Here is a 23,762-nt window from a genome sequence, read left to right as displayed (position 1 = left end):
TTACAAAATAATTTACGAGTAACTGAGTCACTCGGTTATTCACCAATTTTAGAATGAGGAATGCCCGCTTATATTGCGGCAAAAACTGAGGTAACTATGGCTAAATTAAGAAGTGCAACAACAACTGAAGGACGTAAACGTGCAGGCGCAAGAGCATTATGGCGCGCAACAGGTATGACAGACTCTGATTTTGGTAAACCGATTATTGCCGTAGTTAACTCGTTTACACAATTTGTACCAGGGCATGTACACCTTAATCAGCTTAGTGAGCTTATGGGTGAGACAATAACCCAAGCCGGTGGCGTTCCAAAAGAATTTAATACCATTGCTATTGATGATGGCATTGCGATGGGACACGGCGGTATGCTTTATTCATTGCCTTCACGCGATTTAATTGCTGACTCGGTTGAATACATGGTAAATGGACACTGCGCCGATGCGATGATCTGTATTTCAAACTGCGACAAAATCACCCCAGGGATGATGCTGGCAGCGCTACGTTTAAATATACCGGTGATATTTGTATCGGGCGGTCCAATGGAGGCGGGTAAAACTAAACTTGCTAACATCGACATTAAACTTGATTTAGTTGATGCCATGGTTAAAGGCGCAGATGAATCGGTAAGTGATGCAGATTCAGAGCAAGTAGAGCGCTCTGCGTGTCCTACATGTGGTTCGTGCTCAGGCATGTTTACTGCAAACTCAATGAACTGTTTGTTAGAGGCTATAGGTTTGGCACTGCCGGGTAACGGTACCACGCTTGCTACCCATAAAGACCGTAAACAACTGTATGTTGAAGCAGGGGCTCGTATTGTTGATTTATGTCGTGAGTATTATCAAAAAGATAATCAAGATGTATTGCCACGCGCAATTGCCAATAAAACAGCCTTTATGAATGCAATGGTTGTTGATATTGCAATGGGCGGCTCGTCAAATACCGTATTACATTTACTCGCAGCAGCGCAAGAGGCCGGCGTTGATTTTGATATGTCGCACATTGATGCGCTTTCTCGTAAAACACCGTTTTTATGTAAAGTTGCACCGGCAACACCAGAGTACCATATTGAAGATGTCCACCGTGCAGGTGGCATGATGGCTGTTGTACGCGAGCTTGGTAAAGCGGGCTTAGTTGACATGTCGGTTAATCATGTAGCTGGGTCAACAATGGCTGAGCTTGTTAAAAAATGGGATGCAACCGACCCAACTAACGAAGTTGCGCGCAAATTTTACCGTGCGGGTCCTGCGGGCATTCGTACTACTAAAGCAATGAGCCAAGAGTGTCGTTGGGATGAAGGCGATAATGACCGCGTGAATGGGTGTATTCGAAGCGTTGAACATGCTTTTCGCCAAGACGGTGGTTTAGCTGTGCTTTCGGGTAATCTAGCGGTTGATGGCTGTGTTGTAAAAAGTGCTGGCGTAGTTGATGAAATGCTACATTTTGAAGGCACCGCCATTGTATACGAATCACAAGATGATTCAGTAGAAGGGATTTTAAATAACGAAGTAAAAGCCGGCGATGTTGTTGTTATTCGTTACGAAGGCCCTAGAGGCGGCCCAGGTATGCAAGAAATGCTATACCCAACAAGCTACTTAAAATCGAAAGGCTTAGCTGAAAAATGCGCACTTATTACTGATGGTCGCTTTTCGGGTGGTACTTCGGGTTTATCAATTGGCCATGTATCGCCAGAAGCGGCGAGTGGTGGTGCAATCGCTTATGTTGAAAATGGCGACAAAATCATTATTGATATCGCAACACGTGAAATCACATTAGCGCTAAGCGATGAAGAACTTGAGGCACGTAAACAAAAGCAATTAGCACGCGGAAAAATGGCGTACAAGCCAGTTGATCGTGAGCGCTATGTCTCGTCTGCTTTAAAGGCTTATGCATTACTTGCAACAAGTGCTGATAAAGGCGCTGTGCGCGACTTAGCTAAATTGGAGGCGCTTAGTTAATTATGGTCTCTCAAGAGCTCGATTATTTTCGCGCTATTATTCAAGCAAACATGGAGCCTTTGGCTAAAGTTACTGAGGTTAGCGAAATGGCTGAACTCAGTAAAAAGCTAGGTAACCATGTTTGGTTAAAGCGTGAAGACCAACAGCCCGTGTATTCATTTAAGTTACGCGGTGCGTATAACAAATTAAATAAATTACCTAAAGGCTCAGTGGTTATTACTGCTTCTGCGGGTAATCATGCTCAAGGGGTTGCATTAAGTGCATCTCACCTTGGGCATCAAGCAACTATTGTAATGCCAGTAACAACGCCTGAAATAAAAGTCAGCGCAGTGCGCGCACTTGGCGGTGAAGTTGTATTACATGGCCATCATTTTGATGCAGCAAAAGCCTATGCGCTTGAGCTTACAGATCAGCGTAACGGTATATTTGTCCCGCCATTTGACGATCCGGATGTCATTGTTGGTCAAGGCACTGTAGCACGCGAGTTAATGCAGCAATTAAACGAGCTTGATGCTGTGTTTATTCCTGTTGGCGGCGGCGGTTTACTTGCTGGTATGGCGGTTTACATTAAATCGTTGCGTCCAGATATAAAAGTAATTGGCGTAGAAGCCGACGAAAGTGCGTGTTTACAAGCAGCACTTGAAGCTGGTAAGCCAGTAGAGCTTGATCGCGTTGGTAGTTTTGCCGATGGCGTAGCGGTTAAAATTATTGGCACTGAAACATTTCGTTTAGCGCAAAAGTTTTGCGATGAAGTCGTAACCGTTACTAGCGATGAAATATGTGCAGCCATGCAGGATATTTTTGTATCTACGCGTGCAATTGCAGAGCCATCAGGTGCACTTGCAACGGCTGGGCTTAAAAAGTGGAGTCAGCAGTCGGGGTTAAAAGGACTACATTTAGCGGCTGTGCTTTCGGGTGCTAATTTAAACTTTGATCGCCTGCGTTATGTTGCAGAGCGCACTGCGCTGGGTGAAAAAAACGAAGCGCTATTAGCCGTTACTATTAAAGAAGAAAAAGGCAGTTTTAAACAGTTTTGTGCTTCTTTAGGTGGCCGTGCTATTACTGAATTTAACTACCGTTATGCAGGGCCTGGTGAAGCACAAATATTTGTGGGCATTGCTCTGCGCCAAGGCGAGCAAGAGCTTAATGAGTTAAAGCAAGACTTAACAAATAACGATTATCAATTTTGCGATTTGTCGGATAACGAACTCGCTAAATTACATGTGCGTTATATGGTTGGCGGAAAAGCACCAGAGCAATTACATGAACGTTTATTGCGTTTTGAATTTCCTGAGTATCCGGGTGCGCTTGCACGCTTTTTAGATACTTTAGGCAGCAATTGGAACATTACCTTGTTTCATTATCGTAATCACGGTGGTTCGATGGGGAATGTACTGGCAGGTTTTGCAATTGAGCCGAGTCAGTATGAGATGTTTAACGAGCATTTGAATCGCTTAGGTTACAGTGTACAAGATGAAACACAAAACCCGTGTTTTACCCAATTTTTAACATCAAAACCGCAAGCAGAAAAAGCCGAAAAACTCGCCTCAGTATAATCCTTCTTTAAAGGCTGGCACCTAACTAGGGTGCTTGCTTTATTACACGTTTTACATATAGTTACAGGTAATCGTCATACTTTTTGAGGACACCTATTTGCTATTTAAAGGATTAATCATTGGATTGTGCTTTTTTTGCAGCCATATCGCGGCGCAAGAATCAGTCACATTACAGCTAAAATGGACACATCAGTTTCAGTTTGCTGGCTACTATATGGCTAAGCAAAAAGGCTTTTATAATGAAGCGGGCCTTGATGTAACTATTAAACAAGCTAATCCAATGAAACCTGATACCTTTGGTCCTGTGGCCAGTGGCGAAGCACAATTTGGTGTAGGGCATTCTGGTATTTTACAGCAACGTATTAATGGTCAGCCTTTTGTTGCAATGGCAGCCTTATTGCAGTTTTCACCTTATTGCTGGATGGTAAAAGACACGTCTGATATTTTTCACCCTCGTGACTTTGTTAATAAACGTATCACTGCTGTGAGCAAAAATGACGGCACCGAGCTACTTATTATGCTTAAACGCAGTGGCGTTGATGTAGATAAACTCAAAGTTTACAATGGCGAAAATTTTAACCAGGCTTGGATTGAAAACAAGCTAGATGCTATGCAAGTTTATGTTACTACAGAGCCTTATTATATGACTCAACAAGGCGTAGCTCATCGGCTTGTTTGCCCACAGCGTTATGGTATGGATGTATATAGCGACATTTTATTTACCAGCGAAAACATGCTTAAGCAAAATCCACAAACGGTCGAAAAATTCTACCAAGCGAGCCTAAAAGGTTGGCGCTATGCAATGATGAATATGGATGAAGCCATTGCAGTCACCCAGCAAAACTATGCACCGAGTAAGAGCTTTCATCAGCTCGCCTTTGAGGCTGAAGTACTAAAAAGTTATATAACCCCACCCACTACCAGTTTAGGGCATATGTCGATAGCAAAGTGGCGTTTAATTGCTGACTTATATGGCATACAGCAAAACGAATTTGACGAAGTGAAATCTCACTTTATTTATAAATACCAAGAGCCAGAAAAGATGCAATTATCATGGATGCTTATAGCAGCTATTTTGGTGAGTATTATTTCAATACCTTTGTATTTACGGCTGATTTTTAGCCAAAAATAACTGCTTAATGAGAGCTCACTGAGCTGATATAATTAATTGTCTTTTTATTTTTTAAGCTGTTATGACTTTAGCCGAGCAATTTTTTGCACTTGATTCACTTTTGATGCGCCATCGTCAGTATTGGCAGTGCACCGCATTTGATTTTGACACTATTCCTTGGCCAGAGCTGCAAGGCATACTTAACGAACTAACTGATGATCAGTTAACCGTTCTTGATAACGATCAAAATCAGCTATACCAATTTTTTAGCCAACACATAAACCAACTTGATGAACTTGCTAAGCTATGTGACTTACCTAGCTCTGCACACTCACGAGTTGATTATCCGTTTTGGATAAGTAACGGCATTAAAGGTCGTAAGTTTGATCAGTTACAAGATTTTGTATCTGCACTACCTACTACTAAGCAACCGGTTTTAGAGTGGTGTGCGGGTAAAGGACACTTAGGGCGAATGCTTGCTTTTAATGGCGCAAGTGATGTGCATAGTATTGAACTGCAACAAAGCTTATGCGAGCAAGGACAAAAAAGTGCACAGCAACAAGGCTTGGCAATGCACTTTAGCCAAGCTAATGTATTAAAAGAGGATATCACTCAATTTTTTAATGCTGATATGCATGCCGTAGCGCTACACGCATGTGGTGGTTTGCACCAAGCATTTATGCGCCAAGCAAGTTTAGCGAAAGTACAACAAATTAGCTTTTCACCTTGTTGCTATCATTTATTTACGGCTAATGAGTACCGTGCAATGAGTGAGGTTGCAAATAAAAGTGAGCTTAACCTAACGCATCGCGATTTAAAGCTCGCATTACAAGAAACCGTTACAGCGCCTTCTCGTCTGGAAAAAGTACGTAAAACAGAACTAGAATGGCGACTTGGTTTTGATGCACTTAGAAAATCGATTACTGGCGAGCAATATTATTTAAGCGTACCTTCGGTTAACAAAGCTATATTCTCAGATTCGTTTAAATCATTTTGCGCATGGGCTGCGGACAAAAAGGCAATAAACCTACCTCAAGATACTGATTATAATAAATATTTAGATGTTGGGGTTGCTCGAAAAAAAATAACTGACCGCGTTGAACTGGTTCGACATGTGTTCAGAAGGGCAATTGAAGTTTGGCTTGTGCTCGATCGTGCTTTATATTTGCAACAGCAAGGCTATCAAGTAAGCGTTAAAACGTTTTGTGAAAAGCAGTTAACGCCTCGTAATATTTTGATTCTTGCTAATATCCATTAAATTTCCGTCCTCGACTTAATAAGAGATGCAATGAGAAAGTTAAAAAATTTATTCGATAACAATAAACGTTGGGCTGCACGTACAAGCGAAGCTGATCCTGAGTTTTTTAAAATTTTATCTATGCAACAAAATCCAGAGTATTTATGGATTGGTTGTTCAGACTCTCGTGTACCTGCTAATCAAATAGTTGATTTATTACCAGGCGAATTATTTGTGCATCGTAACGTTGCAAACGTGGTTGTACACACTGACCATAACTGTTTGTCGGTTATGCAGTACGCTGTAGAGGTTTTAAAAGTAAAACATATCATGGTAGTAGGTCACTATGGCTGTGGTGGCGTACAAGCCGTTTTAAACAATGCAAAATTTGGCTTTATTGATAATTGGCTACGCCATGTAGGGGATGTAAAAGAAAAGCATCTTGAACAACTTGATGCAATGCCAGAAAGCGAACGTTTAAGCCGCCTTATTGAGCTAAATGTAATTGAGCAAGTGCGTAATGTATGTCGTACTAACATTGTGCAAGATGCGTGGGAGCGCGGCCAAGAGCTAAGCGTTCATGGTTGGGTTTATGGTTTAGAAAACGGTCATCTTCATGATTTAGAATCTGTAGTAACGTGCGCGAGTGAAGAAACGCAAAGCTACAAAAAAGCAGTGCAGCACGTACTTAATAAAGTGGGCGAAAATAAATAAATTTATGACTAAAACGGCGATATTAATAGGTGCTACAGGTTTGGTCGGTAATGAGTTGCTACATAAGCTACTTAAGAGCGATCGTTATACCAAAGTGGTTACGTTAAGTCGTCGGGCTTTGCCTATTACACACGCAAAGCTAGTTAATCACGTTATTGATTTTGAAAAATTAACTCAATACGTTGAGCTTTTTAAAGGTGACGTATTGTTTTCGTGTTTGGGCACAACCCGTAAACAGGCGGGCTCTACACAAGCTCAGCGTAAAGTAGATTTTGATTATCAGTTTATAGCGGCGCAGTTAGCGGCATGTAATGGTGTTACGCATTACTGCTTAGTGTCATCAAGCGGGGCGAACACGCACAGTAATAGTGCTTATTTGAAAATGAAGGGTGAGCTTGAGCAACATATTAAAGCACTCCCTTTTGATAAAATAAGTATTTTACAACCGTCTTTATTATTAGGTGATCGTGAGCAATTTAGAGTGGCAGAAAAGATAGGTAGTATTATTTTTCCTGTTATTACACGGCTCCCGTTTTTAAAGCGTTACAAACCAATAACAGGTGAGCAAGTTGCGCAAAAAATGCTGAGTGTGAGTTTAGCGCAGCAGGCTAAGTTATTTTATTATGTGCTAGATGAGCTATTTGAATAAACTTGGTAAAACGCAAAAGGCAGCCTAAGCTGCCTTTTTTGTACATTAAATTAATACCAATTTTATTAAAAAAATGCTCATTCTAGCGTATTAAATAACTCACTAACTACGTTAAAAATTATTTATATAGAACAACTATGTACCATAACTTTAGCCTTGTTATTGAGCTATTTTCTTATCGCTATAATAGAACACTAATTTAATGCAATTGGTATAATTATTCAGCGTCAGTTTTAGTGCTAAGTTGTTGCTCAAGCAATGCAACTTTAGCTTCAAGTTCGGTTAGTTTTTCGCGAGTACGAATAAGTACTTGGCTTTGCACATCAAATTCTTCACGGCTCACAAAATCCATCTCAGCAAGCTTGTTTTGTAAAACTTGCTTTGTTTTACCTTCGAGTGTCTCTGCTAGGTTTTTTACACCTTGTGGCATATTGCTAGTAATTTGCTTAGCAATTTCTTCAAGTTTTGCTGGGTTGATCATATTTGTCCCTTCGATGCGGCCTAAAATAATAATAACTAATATTACCTTATACCCACGGTATTTAACACATGATCATCTTTACCTTAATTAATTAAGGCAATTGCTATGCTCGCAGTAATGGTTACGTTAAAATTGCGCGTCTTTTAAATTTCTTTGGTCGTTATGAAACTCAATCCTAAACAAGATGAAGCCGTAAAATATATTAGTGGTCCATGCTTAGTACTCGCAGGCGCAGGCTCTGGTAAAACCCGTGTTATTACGAATAAAATCGCTTATTTAGTGAAAAAATGTGAGTACAAAGCGCGAAATATAGCCGCTGTTACTTTTACCAATAAAGCAGCCAAAGAAATGCGTGAACGAGTACTGCAAACGCTCGGAAAGCAAGACGCTAAAGGTTTATGGGTATCAACGTTTCATACACTCGGTTTAGAAATAATAAAAAAAGAGTTAAGCACATTAGGGTTTAAACCCGGCTTTTCGTTATTTGATGATCAAGATACCAATCAGCTTCTAAGTGAGCTCACCGAAGATGAGCTAAAAAAAGACAAGGACTTACTCAAACTACTTAAAATGGAAATTGGTAGTTGGAAAAACGAATTAGTACTGCCAGAGCAAGCAATACGCGAAGCGCGTGATGCGCAAAAGGCATTGTTTGCACAGCTGTATGCTCGTTATCAAAATCAACTGCGTGCTTATAACGCACTGGATTTTGATGATTTAATTATGATCCCTACTTTGTTACTTACTAATAACGCCACATCTCGTGAGCGCTGGCAGCAACGCTTTAAATACTTGCTGGTGGATGAGTATCAAGATACCAATACAAGCCAATATCAACTTGTTAAATTGCTAGTAGGCGAGCGTGCCCGTTTTACTGTGGTAGGTGATGACGATCAATCAATTTACTCATGGCGTGGTGCTCGCCCGCAAAACTTAGTGTTATTAGGTAAAGACTACCCAGGGCTTAGACTTATAAAGCTTGAACAAAACTATCGAAGTGCAGGGCGAATACTAAAAGCGGCTAACATTTTAATTGCGAATAACCCACATGACATAGAGAAAAAGTTATTTAGTGAACTAGGTTATGGTGAGCCGATTAAAGTAATAGGGTGCCGCGATGAAGAGCATGAATCTGAGCGTGTGGTTGCTGAAATAATTTCACATAAGTTTATGAAGCGTACCAGCTATAAAGATTACGCGATTTTATATCGTGGTAATCATCAAGCACGTGGCTTTGAAAAATCATTAATGAGTAACCGTATCCCTTATAAAATTAGTGGCGGGATGTCATTTTTTGCTCGTTCAGAAATTAAAGATATTATGGCGTATTTACGTTTGCTAGTTAATCAAGATGATGACAATGCATTTTTACGTATCGTAAATACACCACGACGCGAAATAGGCACGGTCACACTTGAAAAGCTTGGTACGCTTGCTAACGAAAAGCACATGAGCTTATTTGCTACCTGTTTTGATAACGATTTAGGCTACAGACTAAAAGGGCGTGGTTTTAATGCGCTTGCTGGGTTTGCACGCTGGGTTGTTGAGCTATCCGATAACGCAGTACGCGGTGATACGCTCGAAGCTGTTAAAGACTTAGTGCGTAATATTAATTACGAGGCATATTTGTACGAGTCGTCACCGAGTGCAAAAGCCGCTGAAATGCGTATGAAAAACGTATCTGAGCTGTATCGCTGGATCACCGATATGTTGACCGGTGATGCCGACAACGAGCCAATGACATTGGCTGAGGTTGTTAGCAAGCTAACCCTTCGCGACATGCTTGAGCGTAACGAAGAAGAAGATGAAACCGATGCAGTGCACTTATCAACACTTCATGCATCAAAGGGCTTAGAGTATCCATATGTATTTATGGTAGGCATGGAGGAGGGCTTACTTCCGCATCAGGTAAGTATTGATGAAGATAACGTAGATGAAGAACGCCGCTTAGCTTATGTCGGTATTACTCGTGCGCAGCAGGAGTTAACACTTACTTATGCAAAAATACGTCGTCAATTTGGTGAAACCTCACAAACTGAGTTAAGCCGATTTGTACAAGAGTTACCGCAGGACGATCTCGCGTTTGAAAATAAAAAGGCGCCAAACACGCAAGCAGAGCGAATGGAAAAAGGCCAAGCAAGAGTCGCTAACCTTCGTGCAATGTTTAAAAAGCCTGAGTAATACCTCAGGCTAATTTTATAAAGACTGGGTTGCTTGTATTTCAGGTAACTCAGAACACACTAGAGCGTGTTGTTTTCCCACAAAAAATGCCAAACCGTGCTTGTCTAGTAAAGCTCTAAAATTAAGTATTGATGGGCCTTTAGCAATTACTTTCATTGCTTTGAGCTTCGTAATTGCTAGCACCCCTTGTAGCTGAAAATCGTAACTTTCTTGTTGTAAAACACGTTTACTAAAGGTCGAGCTAAGTAGCAGATAGTCAAAATTAATATCGGTTAGTAAATTAAGTTCGCATCGATCTTTAGCAAAATTGTTTAAACCAATTGAATAACCAAGTTGTGATAGCTTTTTGAGGTTTTCTATTTGTGTTGCGCTTGCGTGACGAATTTCTTGCTCATCAAATAGCAAACAGAGCTGGCTATGTCCTTGTTGTTTATTTAGCGTATCTGTAAATAAAACAAATTCGTGCTCCTCGAGTAGTAAACCAGAGCAAGGAACCAGCGCCATAGTTACATCTGCGGTAATTGCTTGTGCATAAGCGCGTTGTAATAACTGTAACTCTATCTCAAGGTGCTGTTCTTTATCTGATGCAAACTTTTTCAAAATATCAAAGCTAGTAAAGCCAAGTATTGGGTGTTCACCAAATGCTTCAAATAAAGATTCAGACTGATGTTGTTCATCAAGCGTAATTATTTCTGAGCTTCTAAAGCTCATAGGTAATATATCAAGGTGATGTTGTGCTTTTAGTGCCTGCGCAGGTATTGATTGTGTTAGTAGCGGATGAAATAGCTCGTAGCGATTTTTTCCGGAGTTTTTAGCGTGGTACATTGCGGCATCGGCATCACGAATAATTTCATCCGTATGCGTATAGCTTTTCTTTGAGTAGGTTATTCCTATACTAGCACCACTTTGAAGTGATTCGCCTTTAAGGAAAAAAGGCTTTTTCATTAAATCGATAATACGATTAGCGACATCTTCTGCTTGTTGAGGCTCAGTTAAGTGCGTTAATAAAATAACAAACTCATCGCCACCTAAGCGTGCTAGTAAATCATGTTCGCGTATACACTGGGCAAATAACTCACTAACGTTAATTAAAAACTGATCGCCAGCATGGTGACCAAGTTGGTCGTTAATGTCTTTAAACTTATCTAAATCAATAAATAAAACAGCAAAATTATGTTCAGGAAAGCGCTGATAATGTTGTAGTGTTTTTTCAAGCTGAGTTAAAAAGAGGCTGCGATTAGGTAAGCTAGTAAGAGAGTCGTGATGTGCGTCGTGATAAAGCTGCTGCTCTATTTTTTTACGCTCATCTATTTGCATTTGTAAGTGCAGATTTGTTTGACGCAGTTCTTTGGTTTTTTCGTTTACTCTAAATTCGAGTTCTTGATGGCTTTTTGCAATCGCTTGATTGGTGAGCTTTGTTTGTAAAACCGCTGCAATTTGATGAGATACAAAGGTAATTAACTCGCAATCATCCCGGCTGAAAATATGTTTGTTATCGTAAGCTTGGCAAACAATAAGGCCGATAACACCTTGAGCTGTTTTAAGTGGAGCGCCTAACCAACTAGTGGCCATTTGCTCTTTTTGTACAGGCTTAGCTCTTTGTACTACACCGCTTTCTATTAATTCTTTTGCTCTACACGGGTGTATAAGTTGCGTTTCTTCAGTGCTTATTACCAGTTCACTATAACCTTTAGCAAAGCGTCTTGGTTGTGTGTTTTCTTTAAATTCATCTACACAATAAGGGAAGCTTATCCAGCCAGACTCTTTATCGTAAAGTGCAATATATAAGTTTTCTGCGTAGGTAATTGTTTTTATTATTTCATGTATCTTAAAGTAAGCATCATCAAGGTTTTTAGCTTGCGTTGCTATTTCAGATATTTTAAATAGAATTTGTTGGCGTTGAAGTGCGCGTTTGCGTTGTTCTATTTCAAGGTTTAACGCGTCGTTACTTTGAGTGAGTGCTCGGGTACGAATTTTAACTTCTGACTCAAGGAGCTCTCGTTTTTTTACACGCTCTATTGCAGTTGCTAAATAAAGCGACATAAACTCAAGTAATTGTATTTGTTGTGAGCTATAGCCTTGTTTTGTATCGTAACTTTGCGCTGCTAAAACACCGATAATATTATGTTCTTGGTAAACCGGTACACCTACCCAATGCTCTGCTGGAGTGCCTAATGCTTTAAATAAGCCTTCTGCTGCGGCATTTTGCATTTGCTGCTTGGTAAAACATGTGGTTTTACCCTGTTTAAATACATAACCAGTGGCACCTTCATCAAAGCTATTTGATTGGTTAAGGGCGACGGCAATACCATCTTTTTCATCTGAAAAGTAAGAAAGTTCTAGCGATTGACTGTATTGATTTAATAGCACCACATAAAAACTTTTACTCGGCACATATTTTTGTAAAATGTCGTGGATAGCGGGATAAAGTAGGGTTAGCTCGGCAACAGTACTTGCTTGCTCTGATAATTGTATAAGCGCATTTTGTAAGTGATGTGATTGTTTGTATTTATTGAGTAATGTTTTTAGACGTTTATTTTGATACGCCAATTTACTCGATACTGAGAGTTTATCTTCCAATGATCTAACCGGCTATTTTTATTGTATAGTTATTAGCCTTATACTTTCACTTTTAGCGCTTATCGTCAAGTTGATATTCGTACTATCATACTGGCTAGAAACACTATTTTAGGTATTAAAAAAGGCTTACCGAAGTAAACCTTTTTTGTGTATTTCAGCTGTATTTACTTAGATGTCATGAAGTCGATAGCAGCGCTTATCTCATCATCAGAACAATCCATACAGGTGCCTTTTGGAGGCATCGCATTAAAGCCATTTAGTGCATGCTCAAGTAAAGTGTCTTTACCTTTAGCTATACGTGGAGCCCAATCGTCAGGCGATTTAGGCGCGCCTAGTGCACCAGTACCGTGACATGCAAAACATGCACCTTGATACACTTGCTCACCAGAACGAGGGCCTGTAGGCGCCGCTGCTACAGCAGCTTTATCGCCTTCAAGGTATACAGCACCAACCGGCGCGAGACGTGCTTTAATTGCATCTTCAGTCATAGAGTTATCATATGGCTGTGCGTATGCAGTGGTTGCTAGCATTAATAATGCTGCAGCTGTTAATTTTTTCATTTTGCCTTGCTCACTTCGATTTGAACGTGATCAATCACGATTAAAGATGACGGAAATTAAACCGATTATAACTCTCTGAGCCAATTTATAAAATGCTAAGAGGCGTTTTTATTAATAAAACTGACTACTTTTTGCGTTAACGCAATAAAATTTAATTATTTACTGTTTTTTGTTAAGCAATTTAATAAGCGCAAACAGTCATACAATTAACTTTTAGATCCTAATATCAATTTATTGATAATACGCTACTAACTAGTTTTTCGATCCCTGCATCGGCTTCAATAATCGATTGCGCAAGCATATAAGCTGGGGTTGTAACTAGCTTATTTGGCTGATCAATAACAACATCATCTACTGCACAATTTATATGTTTAGCGCCTAATGTGCTTAGCGCTTGTGCTGTCTCTGCATCGTTACCAATCGTAAGTACAGCGTTATCGTAAATAAATGGGATCAAAGCGGGTGCAATACACATATAACCAGCAGGCTTATTTTCTTTTGCAAATGATTTACAAGCATTAAGTACGTCTTCATTAATATTTGCTTTTGCGCCTTTAATTGCAAAGTCACATAAGTTTTTTGCAGCGCCAAAACCGCCAGGTACAATTAATGCGTCAAACTGAGTTACGTCTAATTCAAGCAGCGATTTAATGTCACCCCGTGCAATACGAGCCGCTTCTGTTAATACATTACGTTTATCAGGCATTACTTCGCCCGTTAAATGGTTAATGGTATGAAGTTGTTCAATATCCGGTGCAAAACACTGATACGTTGCGCCATTTTTGGCTATATGTAATAAAGTTAAAATTGCTTCATTAATTTCACTACCATCGTACACACCAGACCCTGCTAATATTACCGCTACGTTTTTCATGCTTTTGTGCCCCTAAAGTCTTTTTTATAAGTCGATCGGATGAAGTCTAACATGCTCAAAATTTCTCGCGAAAATAAATTTTTAGTACAAAAATCATTCTCTATGCAAGTTGTATTGCGGTTTATGCCATTTGCGATCACTTTGCCTTTAAAAAAATTATAAAGGATCGCTATGATCTTCGATCCATTGTGCTAGAATACTCCTCCGGTTATTTAAATGGACGCGAATAATCAAAGTGAATAACAACACAAGCAGTCGTTAGAAAACCTTTTTCCACATTGGTTTAAAATAATAAAAAAAGAACCTCGTATTATCTTTTTTAAATTAAAACATACAGTTAAAGTATTTTCTAAGCATTTTATAATGCTTTGGAAGAATAGCTCGTGGCTGTTATCTACACACTTATCCACAGCTTGCTATAGTTTTAATAACACGATAAGCAGTAATTCACTGTCGTTTTATTTACTACCTTATGGCATGCTTATAATTACCTTAATTTTTTGCATTTAGGATCCAAATTCACCATGGCTCAGATCCCCGAAAACCCACTTATTTTAGTTGATGGCTCGTCATATTTATTTCGTGCTTATCATTCTCCGCCGCATTTAACTAATTCTAAAGGTGAAGCTACGGGCGCTATTTATGGCGTGATCAATATGCTTAAAAGCTTGATCAGACAATACGATCCATCACATATGGTGGTTATATTTGATGCTAAAGGTAAAACGTTCCGTAACGATATGTATAGCGAGTATAAGGCAAATCGTCCGCCTATGCCGGATGACTTACGCACTCAAATAGCACCGATACACAGTATTATTAAAGCGATGGGCTTTCCGCTAATTAGTATTGAAGGCGTTGAAGCTGATGATGTTATTGGTACATTTGCACGTATAGCATCAGAGCAAAAACGACATGTACTCGTCTCTACTGGCGATAAAGACATGGCACAGCTTGTTAATGAACACGTTACGCTAATAAACACGATGACTGACAGTATTTCAGATCCCGTTACCGTGGTTGAAAAGTTTGGTGTAGGCCCTGAACTTATTATTGATTACTTAGCATTAATGGGTGATAAGGTCGATAATATTCCGGGTGTTGAAGGCTGTGGTCCTAAAACGGCAGTTAAATGGTTAGAAAAATATGGTTCTCTTCAAGGTGTAATGGATCACGCCAGTGAGATTAAAGGTAAAATAGGCGAAAAGTTAGCAATTGCTCTTGATCATCTGCCTTTAAGCTACGAACTTGCGACAATTAAGTGTGATGTTGAAGTTGAATCTGATCTTGATACATTCAAACTTCAAGAGCCTAACAAAGACGAATTAATTGCATTATATGGTGAGTGCGAATTCCGTCGTTGGTTAGCTGAATTACTTGATAATCCTAAAGATGCTGAAACACATTTAGCTGTACCTACCGAAGCTACTGAATTACCAAAAGTAGAAGATGCTCATTACGAAACTATTTTAACGCAAGTGCAATTTGATACGCTAATAGAGCAATTAAATAGTGCTGAGTTATTTGCATTTGATACTGAAACAACCAGCCTTGATTACATGAAAGCGCAATTGGTGGGTATGAGCTTTGCCGTAAAAGCGGGTGAAGCTGTGTATTTACCGGTAGCGCATGACTACCCAGGTGCGCCTGAGCAATTAAGCCTTGAATTTGTAATGCAAAAGCTAGGTCCAATTTTGGCAGATGAAAACAAAGCTAAAGTAGGGCAAAACCTTAAATATGACAAAAGTGTATTAGCGAATGCAGGTTTTGCGCTAAATGGTATTAAGTTTGACACCATGCTTGAGTCGTATGTATTTAATAGTGTAGGCACGCGTCACGATATGGACTCGCTAGCACTTAAATACCTAGGTCATAAAAATATTAGCTTTGAAGATATTGCTGGCAAAGGTAAAAAGCAACTTACCTTTAACCAAATTGAACTTGAAAAAGCAGCGCCTTACGCCGCAGAAGATGCCGATATTACTTTGCGTTTACACGAAGTGCTTTGGCCAAAAATAGCAGCTGATGAAAAGCTAAAATCGGTATTTGAAGATATAGAAATGCCACTTATTAGTGTGATTTCTGATATTGAACGCACCGGTGTTGCGATAGATAGCAATATGCTTGGAGCGCATAGTCAACGTTTAGGTGAGCGTTTAATTGAGCTTGAAAAAGAAGCGTTTGAAATAGCAGGCGAACCATTTAACTTAAGTTCTCCAAAACAGCTACAAGTACTGTTGTTTGAAAAGCTTGGGCTGCCTATTATTAAAAAAACGCCTAAAGGTGCACCTTCTACCGCAGAAGAAGTACTGCAAGAACTTGCTCATGATTATCCGCTACCTAAAGTAATTATAGAGCATCGTGGTTTATCAAAGCTTAAATCAACGTATACCGATAAATTACCATTAATGGTGAATGAGAAAACCCAGCGTGTACATACGTCTTATCATCAGGCAATTACAGCTACGGGGCGCTTGAGTTCAACTGATCCTAATTTACAAAATATTCCTATTCGTTCAGAAGAAGGACGTCGTATTCGTGAAGCGTTTATAGCCGCAGATGGTTATAAAATTGTTGCTGCCGATTATAGTCAAATTGAGCTACGTATTATGGCGCATCTTTCACAAGACAAAGGTCTATTAAATGCATTTGCTAACGGCTTAGATGTACATAGTGCAACTGCCGCTGAAGTATTTGGTGTAGAGCTTGATGATGTAACTACCGATATGCGCCGTAAGGCGAAAGCAGTAAACTTTGGCTTAATTTACGGTATGTCGGCATTTGGTTTAGCACGTCAACTAGATGTGCCACGCCACGAAGCGCAGCATTACATAGATAAATACTTTGAGCGTTTTCCAGGTGTATTAGAGTACATGGAAACAACACGCGAAAAAGCAGCTGAAAATGGCTACGTTGAAACAATATTTGGTCGTCGCCTACATTTACCAGAAATAAACGCACGTAATGGGGCGCGTAGAAAAGGAGCCGAACGTGCTGCTATAAACGCACCAATGCAAGGTACTGCCGCCGATATTATTAAAAAGGCAATGCTGAGCGTTAACCGCTGGGTACACGAACAAGCGCCAAATACAATTAAGCTGCTTATGCAAGTGCACGATGAATTAGTATTTGAAATCAAAACAGACTGCGCACCACAGTACACAAAACACATCTGTGAACTGATGTCGCAAGCTGCTGCGCTAGATGTACCACTTATAGTTGAAGCTGATGAAGGTGACAACTGGGAACAAGCTCATTAATGCAATTTGAGCATTTTAATTAAAGCGCCTTTTGGCGCTTTTTTTATGTTTAATAAAAATGGCGAATAACAGCGATTCAATCAGGTATATGCAAGCTTTAGTTAAAATAAGGTTAATTTAAGCAACTATTTGTATTAAATAGTTATATGTTCGTCAATTCGAGCTGTTTTACAGGAATATGATTGTATTTTAATGCGTGCTTTTGTTAAAGTCCCGCCTGTCCTATCCTGTAGGACATCCTGTTGATGATGCATCTGAAAGGGTGCAACAAATTGATAGCTTCTCCCCAGTTTGCTATACCGGCCTACCAACTTGTTTGGTGGGCCGTTTTTTGTTTTACGCCTGAAAATCCTATCTAATTAATTCTTTATTGCGCTATACCAATTGTATTATTCATTCGTCATTTCGAGGTGGTTTGGGTACATCGCAGGTGATACCATCGAAGTGATATTATTTTTATTCTTTTCATTTTATTACTAAGGAGTGCGTTATGTTTAAAGCATTAGCTATTGCAGGTTTTTCTTTATCAAGTTTAGTTATTTCTAATGTTGCTCAGGCCAATTGGCAGCTAGTGAATGATAAAAGCCAACTAAGCTTTGTTTCAATTAAAAAAGATTCGATTGCTGAAGCTCACCATTTTACTAACCTTGAAGGTATGCTTTCTGATAAAGGCGAGTTTAGCGTTAATGTTGATTTAACATCAGCTGAAACTCTAATTCCTATTCGTAATGAGCGTTTAACGACATTTTTATTCGAAGCGGCTAAATTTCCAAATGCTGTTTTAACTGCAAATTTAACTAAAGAACTGAGCAATATTAAAAAGCCTGGTCAATATGTATTAAAGGGTATTAAAGCTGAGCTTGATTTTCACGGTAATAAAAAGCCATTGGCAATTGATGTACTCGTTAACAGCACGCAAAGTGGTGATTTAACGGTATCATCATTAACACCTATTATTATTAATAGTGATGATTTTGGTGTAACCGAAGGCGTTAAAAAGCTGCAAGAGCTAGCGGGCTTACCTTCAATTGCAACAGCAGTGCCTGTTACATTCGCAATTACACTTAAAAAACAGTGATTTCTTTAAGTGAGCTTAGCAAGCAATTAAGCGAGCCAAGCAAACCTTTTGATAGTTGGCAGCCTAATCATTGTGGTGAACTGCCAATTGTCATTAATCATAAGGGGAAATGGTTTTACGATGGCAGCGAAATAACACGCCCAGCCATGGTGAAGCTGTTTGCTTCTGTTCTATGTAAAGAAGGTGAGCAATTTTATTTAAAAACACCTGTCGAAAAAATAACAATAACGGTTGATGATGCGCCGTTTATTATTGTTGATTGGCGTTTTGAAAATACAGTGCAAGGGCAGGTGTTGTGTTGTATTGATAATTTAGCTAGGCACTGGTTGGTGAGCGCTCAGCAGCCTTTAGTTATAAAAGACTATAAAGGGTCAAAAGTACCTTATCTAAAGCTACCTTATGGCTGTAGTGCGCGTGTTGCGCGAAGCGTATATTATCAGTGGGCTGAAAAAGCCGAGTCTGATAAACTCGGCTATTTTATTAAATCTGCAGGAAAGCAGTTTTATTTATCGTAACGCCAGCGTTTAAGCCTCTGGGTTAGTTTCGTCTGTGATTGTTTCATCGGTAGGTGGTACAGCAATAACAGGACCTAAAAACCATTCATCTAGTTTTTTAGCTACTTCTGGTAAACCCGTGCCTTTTAATGATGAAAATGCATGAACTGTAATATCCCCATCAAGCGTGCTTAATTCACGACGAACTTGCAGTACTTGTGATTTACGAGGGCCTTGCTTTAATTTATCGGCTTTAGTTAATAGTGCCAATACTGGAATTTCACTACCAATAGCCCAATTAATTAAATCGCGGTCTAAATCTTTTAATGGATGACGAATATCCATTAAAATAACAATACCTTTTAGGCTTTGACGCTTTTGTAGGTATTCGCCTAGCGATTTTTGCCATTTCTTTTTCATTTCGATTGGTACTTTAGCAAAACCATAGCCTGGTAAATCGATAAGGCGCATATCGTCAACATCAGCTAAATCGAATGTATTGATTAGCTGAGTACGTCCAGGTGTTTTACTTGTACGTGCTAGCTTCTGATCGGTTAATGCATTTAATGCACTCGACTTACCTGCGTTGGAGCGACCGGCAAACGCAACTTCAATTCCCGTATCAGCAGGTAATTTAGTAATGTCGGGAGCGCTTGTTACGAAAGACGCAGTATTATATTTGATACGAGATTTGAGCACAGGCTCTCCTAAAACTTAAATAAATAACGTTGAGTAAACCAAATTCACTCAGGGCGCGTATTTTATACTATAAAGGATGTATTAAAAAGCGTATTTAACCACCTAAAAACAGCACCTATGGTACATTTAAAACATGTTAAAGCTTAATCTAAGTCAAAACCCTGTAAATTATAAGCTTAATATGTGTAGAAAACGTGCCAGAGAATTTATTATCGTGTAGAATATATGTATTACAACATCACGATTGTAGATGATACAGGGTCGGAAACAGAGAATTCACCATGAAAAAAATAGCACTATCTTTAACAATATTGCTTGGTGCGTTGTCAGCAAGCAACGCAACAGCATTTGATGGCGATGTAAACGCAGGTAAAGAAAAATCAGCAACGTGTGCGGCTTGTCACGGCCCAGACGGTAATGCGCCGGTTAATATTTACCCTAAAATTGCAGGTCAACATCCAGATTATATCCTTAAGCAACTTCAGGATTTAAAATTAGGTATGACGTCAGGCGGCAAAGAAGGGCGTATGGATCCAGTAATGAGCGCTATGGCTATGCCACTTAGCGAGCAAGACATGAAAGATCTAGCTGCTTATTTTTCTTCAATGAACATGACTGAAGGTGCTACACCTAAAGATGTTGTTGAAGTTGGCGAGATGCTTTTTAAAGCAGGCGATGCAGAACGTGGAATTCCATCATGTGCAGCATGTCATGGCCCACGTGGTAATGGCTCGTCACTTGCTAAGTTTCCAAAAATTTCTTTTCAGCATCCAGGATATATCAAGGCTCAACTTGAAAAATTCCGTGATGGTACTCGTCATAATGACTTAAATGGCATGATGGGCGATATTGCAAAAAAATTAACAGATAAAGACATCGAAGTACTTTCTCAGTATTTAGGTGGCTTACACTAAAGTCGTATTTATTTAGCAGTTAATAATAAATAAACTACAATGTGTTAAAAAAAGCAGCCTAGGCTGCTTTTTTTGTGTCAAAAATTAACGATATCGTCCGTTTTAATGTAAGACATTGACCATGTCTGGTTGTAAGAAAAGTCTTCTTTTTATTTTTGATTATTGATTAACTTATTGTAATTTATGTTTATTTTTATATCTCAATGTAATAAAGATAATAAAAGTTATATAAACCAGTTGTAACAAAATCATTAACGAGTAAATTAACCACTGTCGCAAAACAACAATAACAAAACGGAAATAACTATCAAGGAAAGTAACGCGGCATGACTACATAGCATAAGATTAGTGCTACTAAAGGAAATAATAAAAAAGTGTCAGGATGACCGAAAATAATAAAAAACTCATGGAAGTTTAATAATAAAAACAAAATGGAATGTAACAAGGAACGTAAAAATAATAACAATACGGACTGATAATAATAAAAATAATAAAGACTAAAAAAAGTCGAAGGGAGAAGTGTCCAGATAATGGCGCTCAGATTAGCAGGCGGTAGAGATGTTTTCTCTACCGCCTTTTTATTTGTCCTGTTACAATACCCACCGTTTAAAATTAGCGATTAATTAGCTAAGGCGCTTTTAAATGAGAGACCCAACCTCTAAGCGCAAACTGAATTCTTCTGGCTAGGCCAGCACTGCGATGCCCATTAATTTGCGCTTCGCTCAAAACCTCTTAAGTGAGATGATCAAGATATGAGTAGAACTAAAAAGTCACGCAAAAGCCCAGCAAACGGACCTGTTCGTTTAAGCCAAGATAAGCTTAAAGAAATGCGCGCATTAAAAGAGCAGCGAGTTAAAAAAACCAAAGGTGCTAAGCCAGGTTCTCGTAACGCGCCAGATTTACTAGATAGCGAAAGCCATAATGCTGGTCACGCGCCGAAAGATAAGCGTGTAGGCAGTAAAAAGCCGGTACCATTAATTGCAACTGCGCCTGAGCCTAAAGTTGAAATGAAACGCAACTTAAAGCCAACTATTGAGCTGAAAAAGGTAATCGAGCCTGAATTTACACCTGAACAAGAGCTAGAAGCACTTGAGAATGACGAGCGTTTACTTAAACTAGTAGAGCGTCATGAAGAAGGTGAAATGCTAACTGGTAAAGATGCTAAGTACTTTAATAGCCGTATTGCTCGCCATCAGGCGTTATGTGAAATTCTTGGTATTGAAGACGAGGATGAAGACGAATTTGAAGATGACCTTGAAGATGATATTGAAAGCAAAGGCAATTCTGATTTCGATCAATACTTATCTGACGATTTAGCCAACGAATGGTTAGATGAAGACGACAAATAGTAAGGATAAATAATGAGTACCGCGGTAATTTTAGCCTTACTTTTAGGCGCTGCTATAATAGTTGGTCTGGCATTTTATGCGGGTCAGTTGCTGTATAAGTTAAATGCGCAAAAAAAGTTAATTGCTAAAACGCAGGCTGAACAAAAGCAAAAGCTTGAGAAGTCGCGTTTAAAGCGAAATGCCAAACTAGCCGATAGTATTCATTTAATTGCGCGTGCAATGAATGAAGAGCAGTGTGAGTTTTCTGAAGGCTGTTTACGTATTTGGGTACTTATGTCTCAATATGGCTTTGAGAGCGAGCGTGATTTAACGACACAATATCCTGGCATTTATAAAATGTACCGGGTAGTTAAAGAAATGCCGACACACGATGCACGTAAAAAATATGCTAAAAAAGAAATTTTTAAGCTAGATAAAGCTCGCTGGCAAGCTGAAGAAACACTTAAAGATGAAGTTAAAGCCGATTGCGCTAAAATTATCATCGAGTTTAAAGCCGCTCCTGGCAGCGATAAAGTGGTTTTTAACTAGCTTTAGTTTTTCGAGTACTCAAAAAAAGCAGACCTTGGTCTGCTTTTTTTATGCGTAAAAATTTTCATACTAATTGCATTAAATTAGTGATCTGCTAAATCACTCGCGAAAAACGCGTCGCATTTATTTGTTTTTGTAAATGAGCGTCAAAGCACATGCAAATAATACGAATGAATAAGTTGCCGCGTGGCGTTACGCTAATTTTATTATCATTTATAGTGACTAGTTCATCTTTTATAAGTGGCGTAAGCGCAATTAACGCATCCTCAAAGTAGTCATTAAATATAAGCGCATGCTTTTCGCTAAAGTCTTGTATATCTAATTCAAACTGGCAAATGAGCTGCTTAATTGCATCAGCACGAATTACATCATCATGCGTTAAGTGCATACCTTTATTAAGAGCACAGCCGATTTGTGTTTCGATGCTGTGGTAATAATGTTTTAATTCTTTTTGATTTTGTAAAATGGCACTGTCAATTTGCGAAATTGATGACACGCCTAAGCCTAATAAATCACAATTTCCATGGGTTGTATAACCTTGAAAATTACGATGTAACTTGCCTTCATTTTGCGCAATAGCTAGTTCGTTATCGGTTTTTGCAAAGTGGTCCATACCAATAAATTGATAGCCTGCTTGCGTCATCTGCTCCAGCGTGTTTTTAAACATAGTGAGTTTATTATGTGCACTGGGTAAATCTGCATCTTTAATCTTACGCTGTGCGGCAAAGCGCTCTGGTAAATGCGCGTAGTTAAACACCGATACTCGGTCAGGGCTTAACTCAATAAGTTGCTCTATAGTTTGCTTAAAGCTCTCTGGCGTTTGCAGAGGAAGCCCGTAAATCATATCTGCATTAATAGATTGAAATCCCAGCTCGCGAGCTTGTGTAATTAATTGCTTGACCGTATCTGCATTTTGCGGGCGATTAACAGCAAGTTGCACGTCGTCGTTAAAGTCTTGAATCCCAAATGAGACACGGTTAAAGCCAAGCATCCTTAAATCAACGAGCATATTATCGGCAAGTGAGCGTGGGTCTATTTCAATGCCGCGCTCTGTTGTGCTTGTAAAATTAAAGTGCTGCTCTAAAAGCTTAATTAGACGAGTCATTTGTTTTGCGGTTAAAAAGGTGGGAGTACCGCCACCTAAATGTAATTGCTCAACCGTGTAGCTTTTAAATAAAGGCGCTTGGGCAGTAATTTCTTTTGCTAAAAAGTCGAGATACGTATCTGCCTTAGATTGATGGCGGGTAATTATTTTATTACAGCCACAGTAGTAGCAAAGCTGACTACAAAACGGGATATGAATATATAGAGAAAGTGAACGGCTCGTTGATGATTCTACAGCGCTAAGTAGGTCTTGTTGTTGATATCCATCACGCAGTGATAGAGCTGTGGGATACGAGGTATAACGCGGGCCAGACACATTATATTTGTTTATTAGGGTTTGATCCCATTGTGGAAGTTTAATCATCACGCGCACCTAAGTATTTATTTAGGGGGTGATTATAAAAAAGTACGCAGTGAGGCGGTTTGATCTATAACAAAAA

The 23,762-nt window shown here is 39.3% G+C and carries 19 protein-coding genes; 13 read left to right on the top strand and 6 right to left on the bottom strand.

Annotation, left to right across the window (positions count from 1 at the left end; genetic code table 11):
* Positions 1-96 precede the first annotated feature (96 nt).
* The 6 genes from ilvD to I6F66_RS06490 all read left to right on the top strand — a co-directional run bounded on the left by ilvD (position 97) and on the right by I6F66_RS06490 (position 7,220).
* The gene (ilvD, locus tag I6F66_RS06515; protein ID WP_010553830.1) at positions 97-1,953 is read left to right on the top strand and encodes a dihydroxy-acid dehydratase; all 1,857 of its coding nucleotides are present in this window, start codon (positions 97-99) and stop codon (positions 1,951-1,953) included.
* 2 nt (positions 1,954-1,955) lie between these two features.
* Positions 1,956-3,509: a threonine ammonia-lyase, biosynthetic gene (gene ilvA, locus I6F66_RS06510; RefSeq protein WP_165740391.1), complete on the top strand. Its 1,554-nt coding sequence runs from the start codon at positions 1,956-1,958 to the stop codon at positions 3,507-3,509.
* 97 nt (positions 3,510-3,606) lie between these two features.
* Positions 3,607-4,641, top strand: coding sequence for an ABC transporter substrate-binding protein (locus I6F66_RS06505; RefSeq protein ID WP_024594413.1), 1,035 nt, complete (start codon positions 3,607-3,609; stop codon positions 4,639-4,641).
* A 61-nt stretch (positions 4,642-4,702) separates the two neighbouring features.
* A complete protein-coding gene (locus tag I6F66_RS06500) occupies positions 4,703-5,878 on the top strand; it encodes a methyltransferase (RefSeq protein WP_197208945.1) in 1,176 nt (391 codons plus the stop codon).
* Positions 5,879-5,908: 30 nt separating this feature from the next.
* Entirely contained in the window at positions 5,909-6,571 is a 663-nt protein-coding gene (gene can, locus I6F66_RS06495) for a carbonate dehydratase (RefSeq protein ID WP_007582103.1), read from the top strand.
* 4 nt (positions 6,572-6,575) lie between these two features.
* On the top strand, positions 6,576-7,220 hold the full coding sequence (locus I6F66_RS06490; RefSeq protein WP_121954626.1) for an NAD(P)H-binding protein: 645 nt from the start codon (positions 6,576-6,578) through the stop codon (positions 7,218-7,220).
* Positions 7,221-7,437: 217 nt separating this feature from the next.
* On the opposite strand, the gene I6F66_RS06485 is transcribed toward I6F66_RS06490, so the two are convergent.
* Complete coding sequence (locus I6F66_RS06485; protein WP_007582099.1) at positions 7,438-7,701, bottom strand: accessory factor UbiK family protein; 264 nt, start codon at positions 7,699-7,701, stop codon at positions 7,438-7,440.
* A gap of 162 nt (positions 7,702-7,863) precedes the next feature.
* Here I6F66_RS06485 and rep point away from each other — a divergent pair, with 162 nt between their 5' ends.
* Positions 7,864-9,882: a DNA helicase Rep gene (gene rep / locus I6F66_RS06480; RefSeq protein WP_024589913.1), complete on the top strand. Its 2,019-nt coding sequence runs from the start codon at positions 7,864-7,866 to the stop codon at positions 9,880-9,882.
* A gap of 15 nt (positions 9,883-9,897) precedes the next feature.
* Here the strand turns inward: rep and I6F66_RS06475 are convergent, their stop codons facing one another.
* From I6F66_RS06475 to elbB, 3 genes are all read right to left on the bottom strand, one after another.
* On the bottom strand, positions 9,898-12,462 hold the full coding sequence (locus tag I6F66_RS06475) for a diguanylate cyclase (RefSeq protein ID WP_197208944.1): 2,565 nt from the start codon (positions 12,460-12,462) through the stop codon (positions 9,898-9,900).
* A 164-nt stretch (positions 12,463-12,626) separates the two neighbouring features.
* A complete protein-coding gene (locus I6F66_RS06470) occupies positions 12,627-13,022 on the bottom strand; it encodes a cytochrome c5 family protein (protein ID WP_007582093.1) in 396 nt (131 codons plus the stop codon).
* 226 nt (positions 13,023-13,248) lie between these two features.
* Positions 13,249-13,896, bottom strand: coding sequence for an isoprenoid biosynthesis glyoxalase ElbB (gene elbB / locus I6F66_RS06465; protein WP_007582090.1), 648 nt, complete (start codon positions 13,894-13,896; stop codon positions 13,249-13,251).
* A 524-nt stretch (positions 13,897-14,420) separates the two neighbouring features.
* Here elbB and polA point away from each other — a divergent pair.
* The 3 genes from polA to I6F66_RS06450 all read left to right on the top strand — a co-directional run bounded on the left by polA (position 14,421) and on the right by I6F66_RS06450 (position 18,749).
* On the top strand, positions 14,421-17,156 hold the full coding sequence (gene polA / locus I6F66_RS06460; protein WP_165728094.1) for a DNA polymerase I: 2,736 nt from the start codon (positions 14,421-14,423) through the stop codon (positions 17,154-17,156).
* A 490-nt stretch (positions 17,157-17,646) separates the two neighbouring features.
* Positions 17,647-18,234 carry a YceI family protein gene (locus I6F66_RS06455; RefSeq protein ID WP_007582084.1) on the top strand — a complete coding sequence of 196 codons (588 nt, stop codon included), beginning with the start codon at positions 17,647-17,649 and terminating at the stop codon, positions 18,232-18,234.
* Positions 18,231-18,749: a DUF1285 domain-containing protein gene (locus I6F66_RS06450; protein ID WP_165728095.1), complete on the top strand. Its 519-nt coding sequence runs from the start codon at positions 18,231-18,233 to the stop codon at positions 18,747-18,749. The genes I6F66_RS06455 and I6F66_RS06450 overlap by 4 nt, the downstream gene beginning before the upstream one ends.
* Before the next feature lie 9 nt (positions 18,750-18,758).
* On the opposite strand, the gene yihA is transcribed toward I6F66_RS06450, so the two are convergent.
* Positions 18,759-19,427, bottom strand: coding sequence for a ribosome biogenesis GTP-binding protein YihA/YsxC (yihA, locus tag I6F66_RS06445; RefSeq protein WP_007377272.1), 669 nt, complete (start codon positions 19,425-19,427; stop codon positions 18,759-18,761).
* A gap of 281 nt (positions 19,428-19,708) precedes the next feature.
* Between yihA and I6F66_RS06440 the strand changes: the two genes are divergently transcribed.
* The 3 genes from I6F66_RS06440 to I6F66_RS06430 all read left to right on the top strand — a co-directional run bounded on the left by I6F66_RS06440 (position 19,709) and on the right by I6F66_RS06430 (position 22,218).
* Positions 19,709-20,341 carry a cytochrome c gene (locus tag I6F66_RS06440; protein WP_007582080.1) on the top strand — a complete coding sequence of 211 codons (633 nt, stop codon included), beginning with the start codon at positions 19,709-19,711 and terminating at the stop codon, positions 20,339-20,341.
* Between the two features lie 752 nt (positions 20,342-21,093).
* Entirely contained in the window at positions 21,094-21,690 is a 597-nt protein-coding gene (yihI, locus tag I6F66_RS06435; protein ID WP_007582074.1) for a Der GTPase-activating protein YihI, read from the top strand.
* Positions 21,691-21,702: 12 nt separating this feature from the next.
* Positions 21,703-22,218, top strand: coding sequence for a DUF2489 domain-containing protein (locus tag I6F66_RS06430; protein ID WP_197140513.1), 516 nt, complete (start codon positions 21,703-21,705; stop codon positions 22,216-22,218).
* Between the two features lie 94 nt (positions 22,219-22,312).
* Here I6F66_RS06430 and hemN read toward each other — a convergent pair whose 3' ends face one another.
* Positions 22,313-23,686: an oxygen-independent coproporphyrinogen III oxidase gene (hemN, locus tag I6F66_RS06425; protein WP_165728096.1), complete on the bottom strand. Its 1,374-nt coding sequence runs from the start codon at positions 23,684-23,686 to the stop codon at positions 22,313-22,315.
* Positions 23,687-23,762 lie beyond the last annotated feature (76 nt).

This window comes from Pseudoalteromonas sp. NZS100_1, from assembly GCF_015864285.1.
Taxonomy (GTDB): Bacteria; Pseudomonadota; Gammaproteobacteria; order Enterobacterales; family Alteromonadaceae; genus Pseudoalteromonas; species Pseudoalteromonas arctica.
Note: the sequence above shows the minus strand (reverse complement) of the source record. Positions and strands in the feature narration are given on the sequence as shown.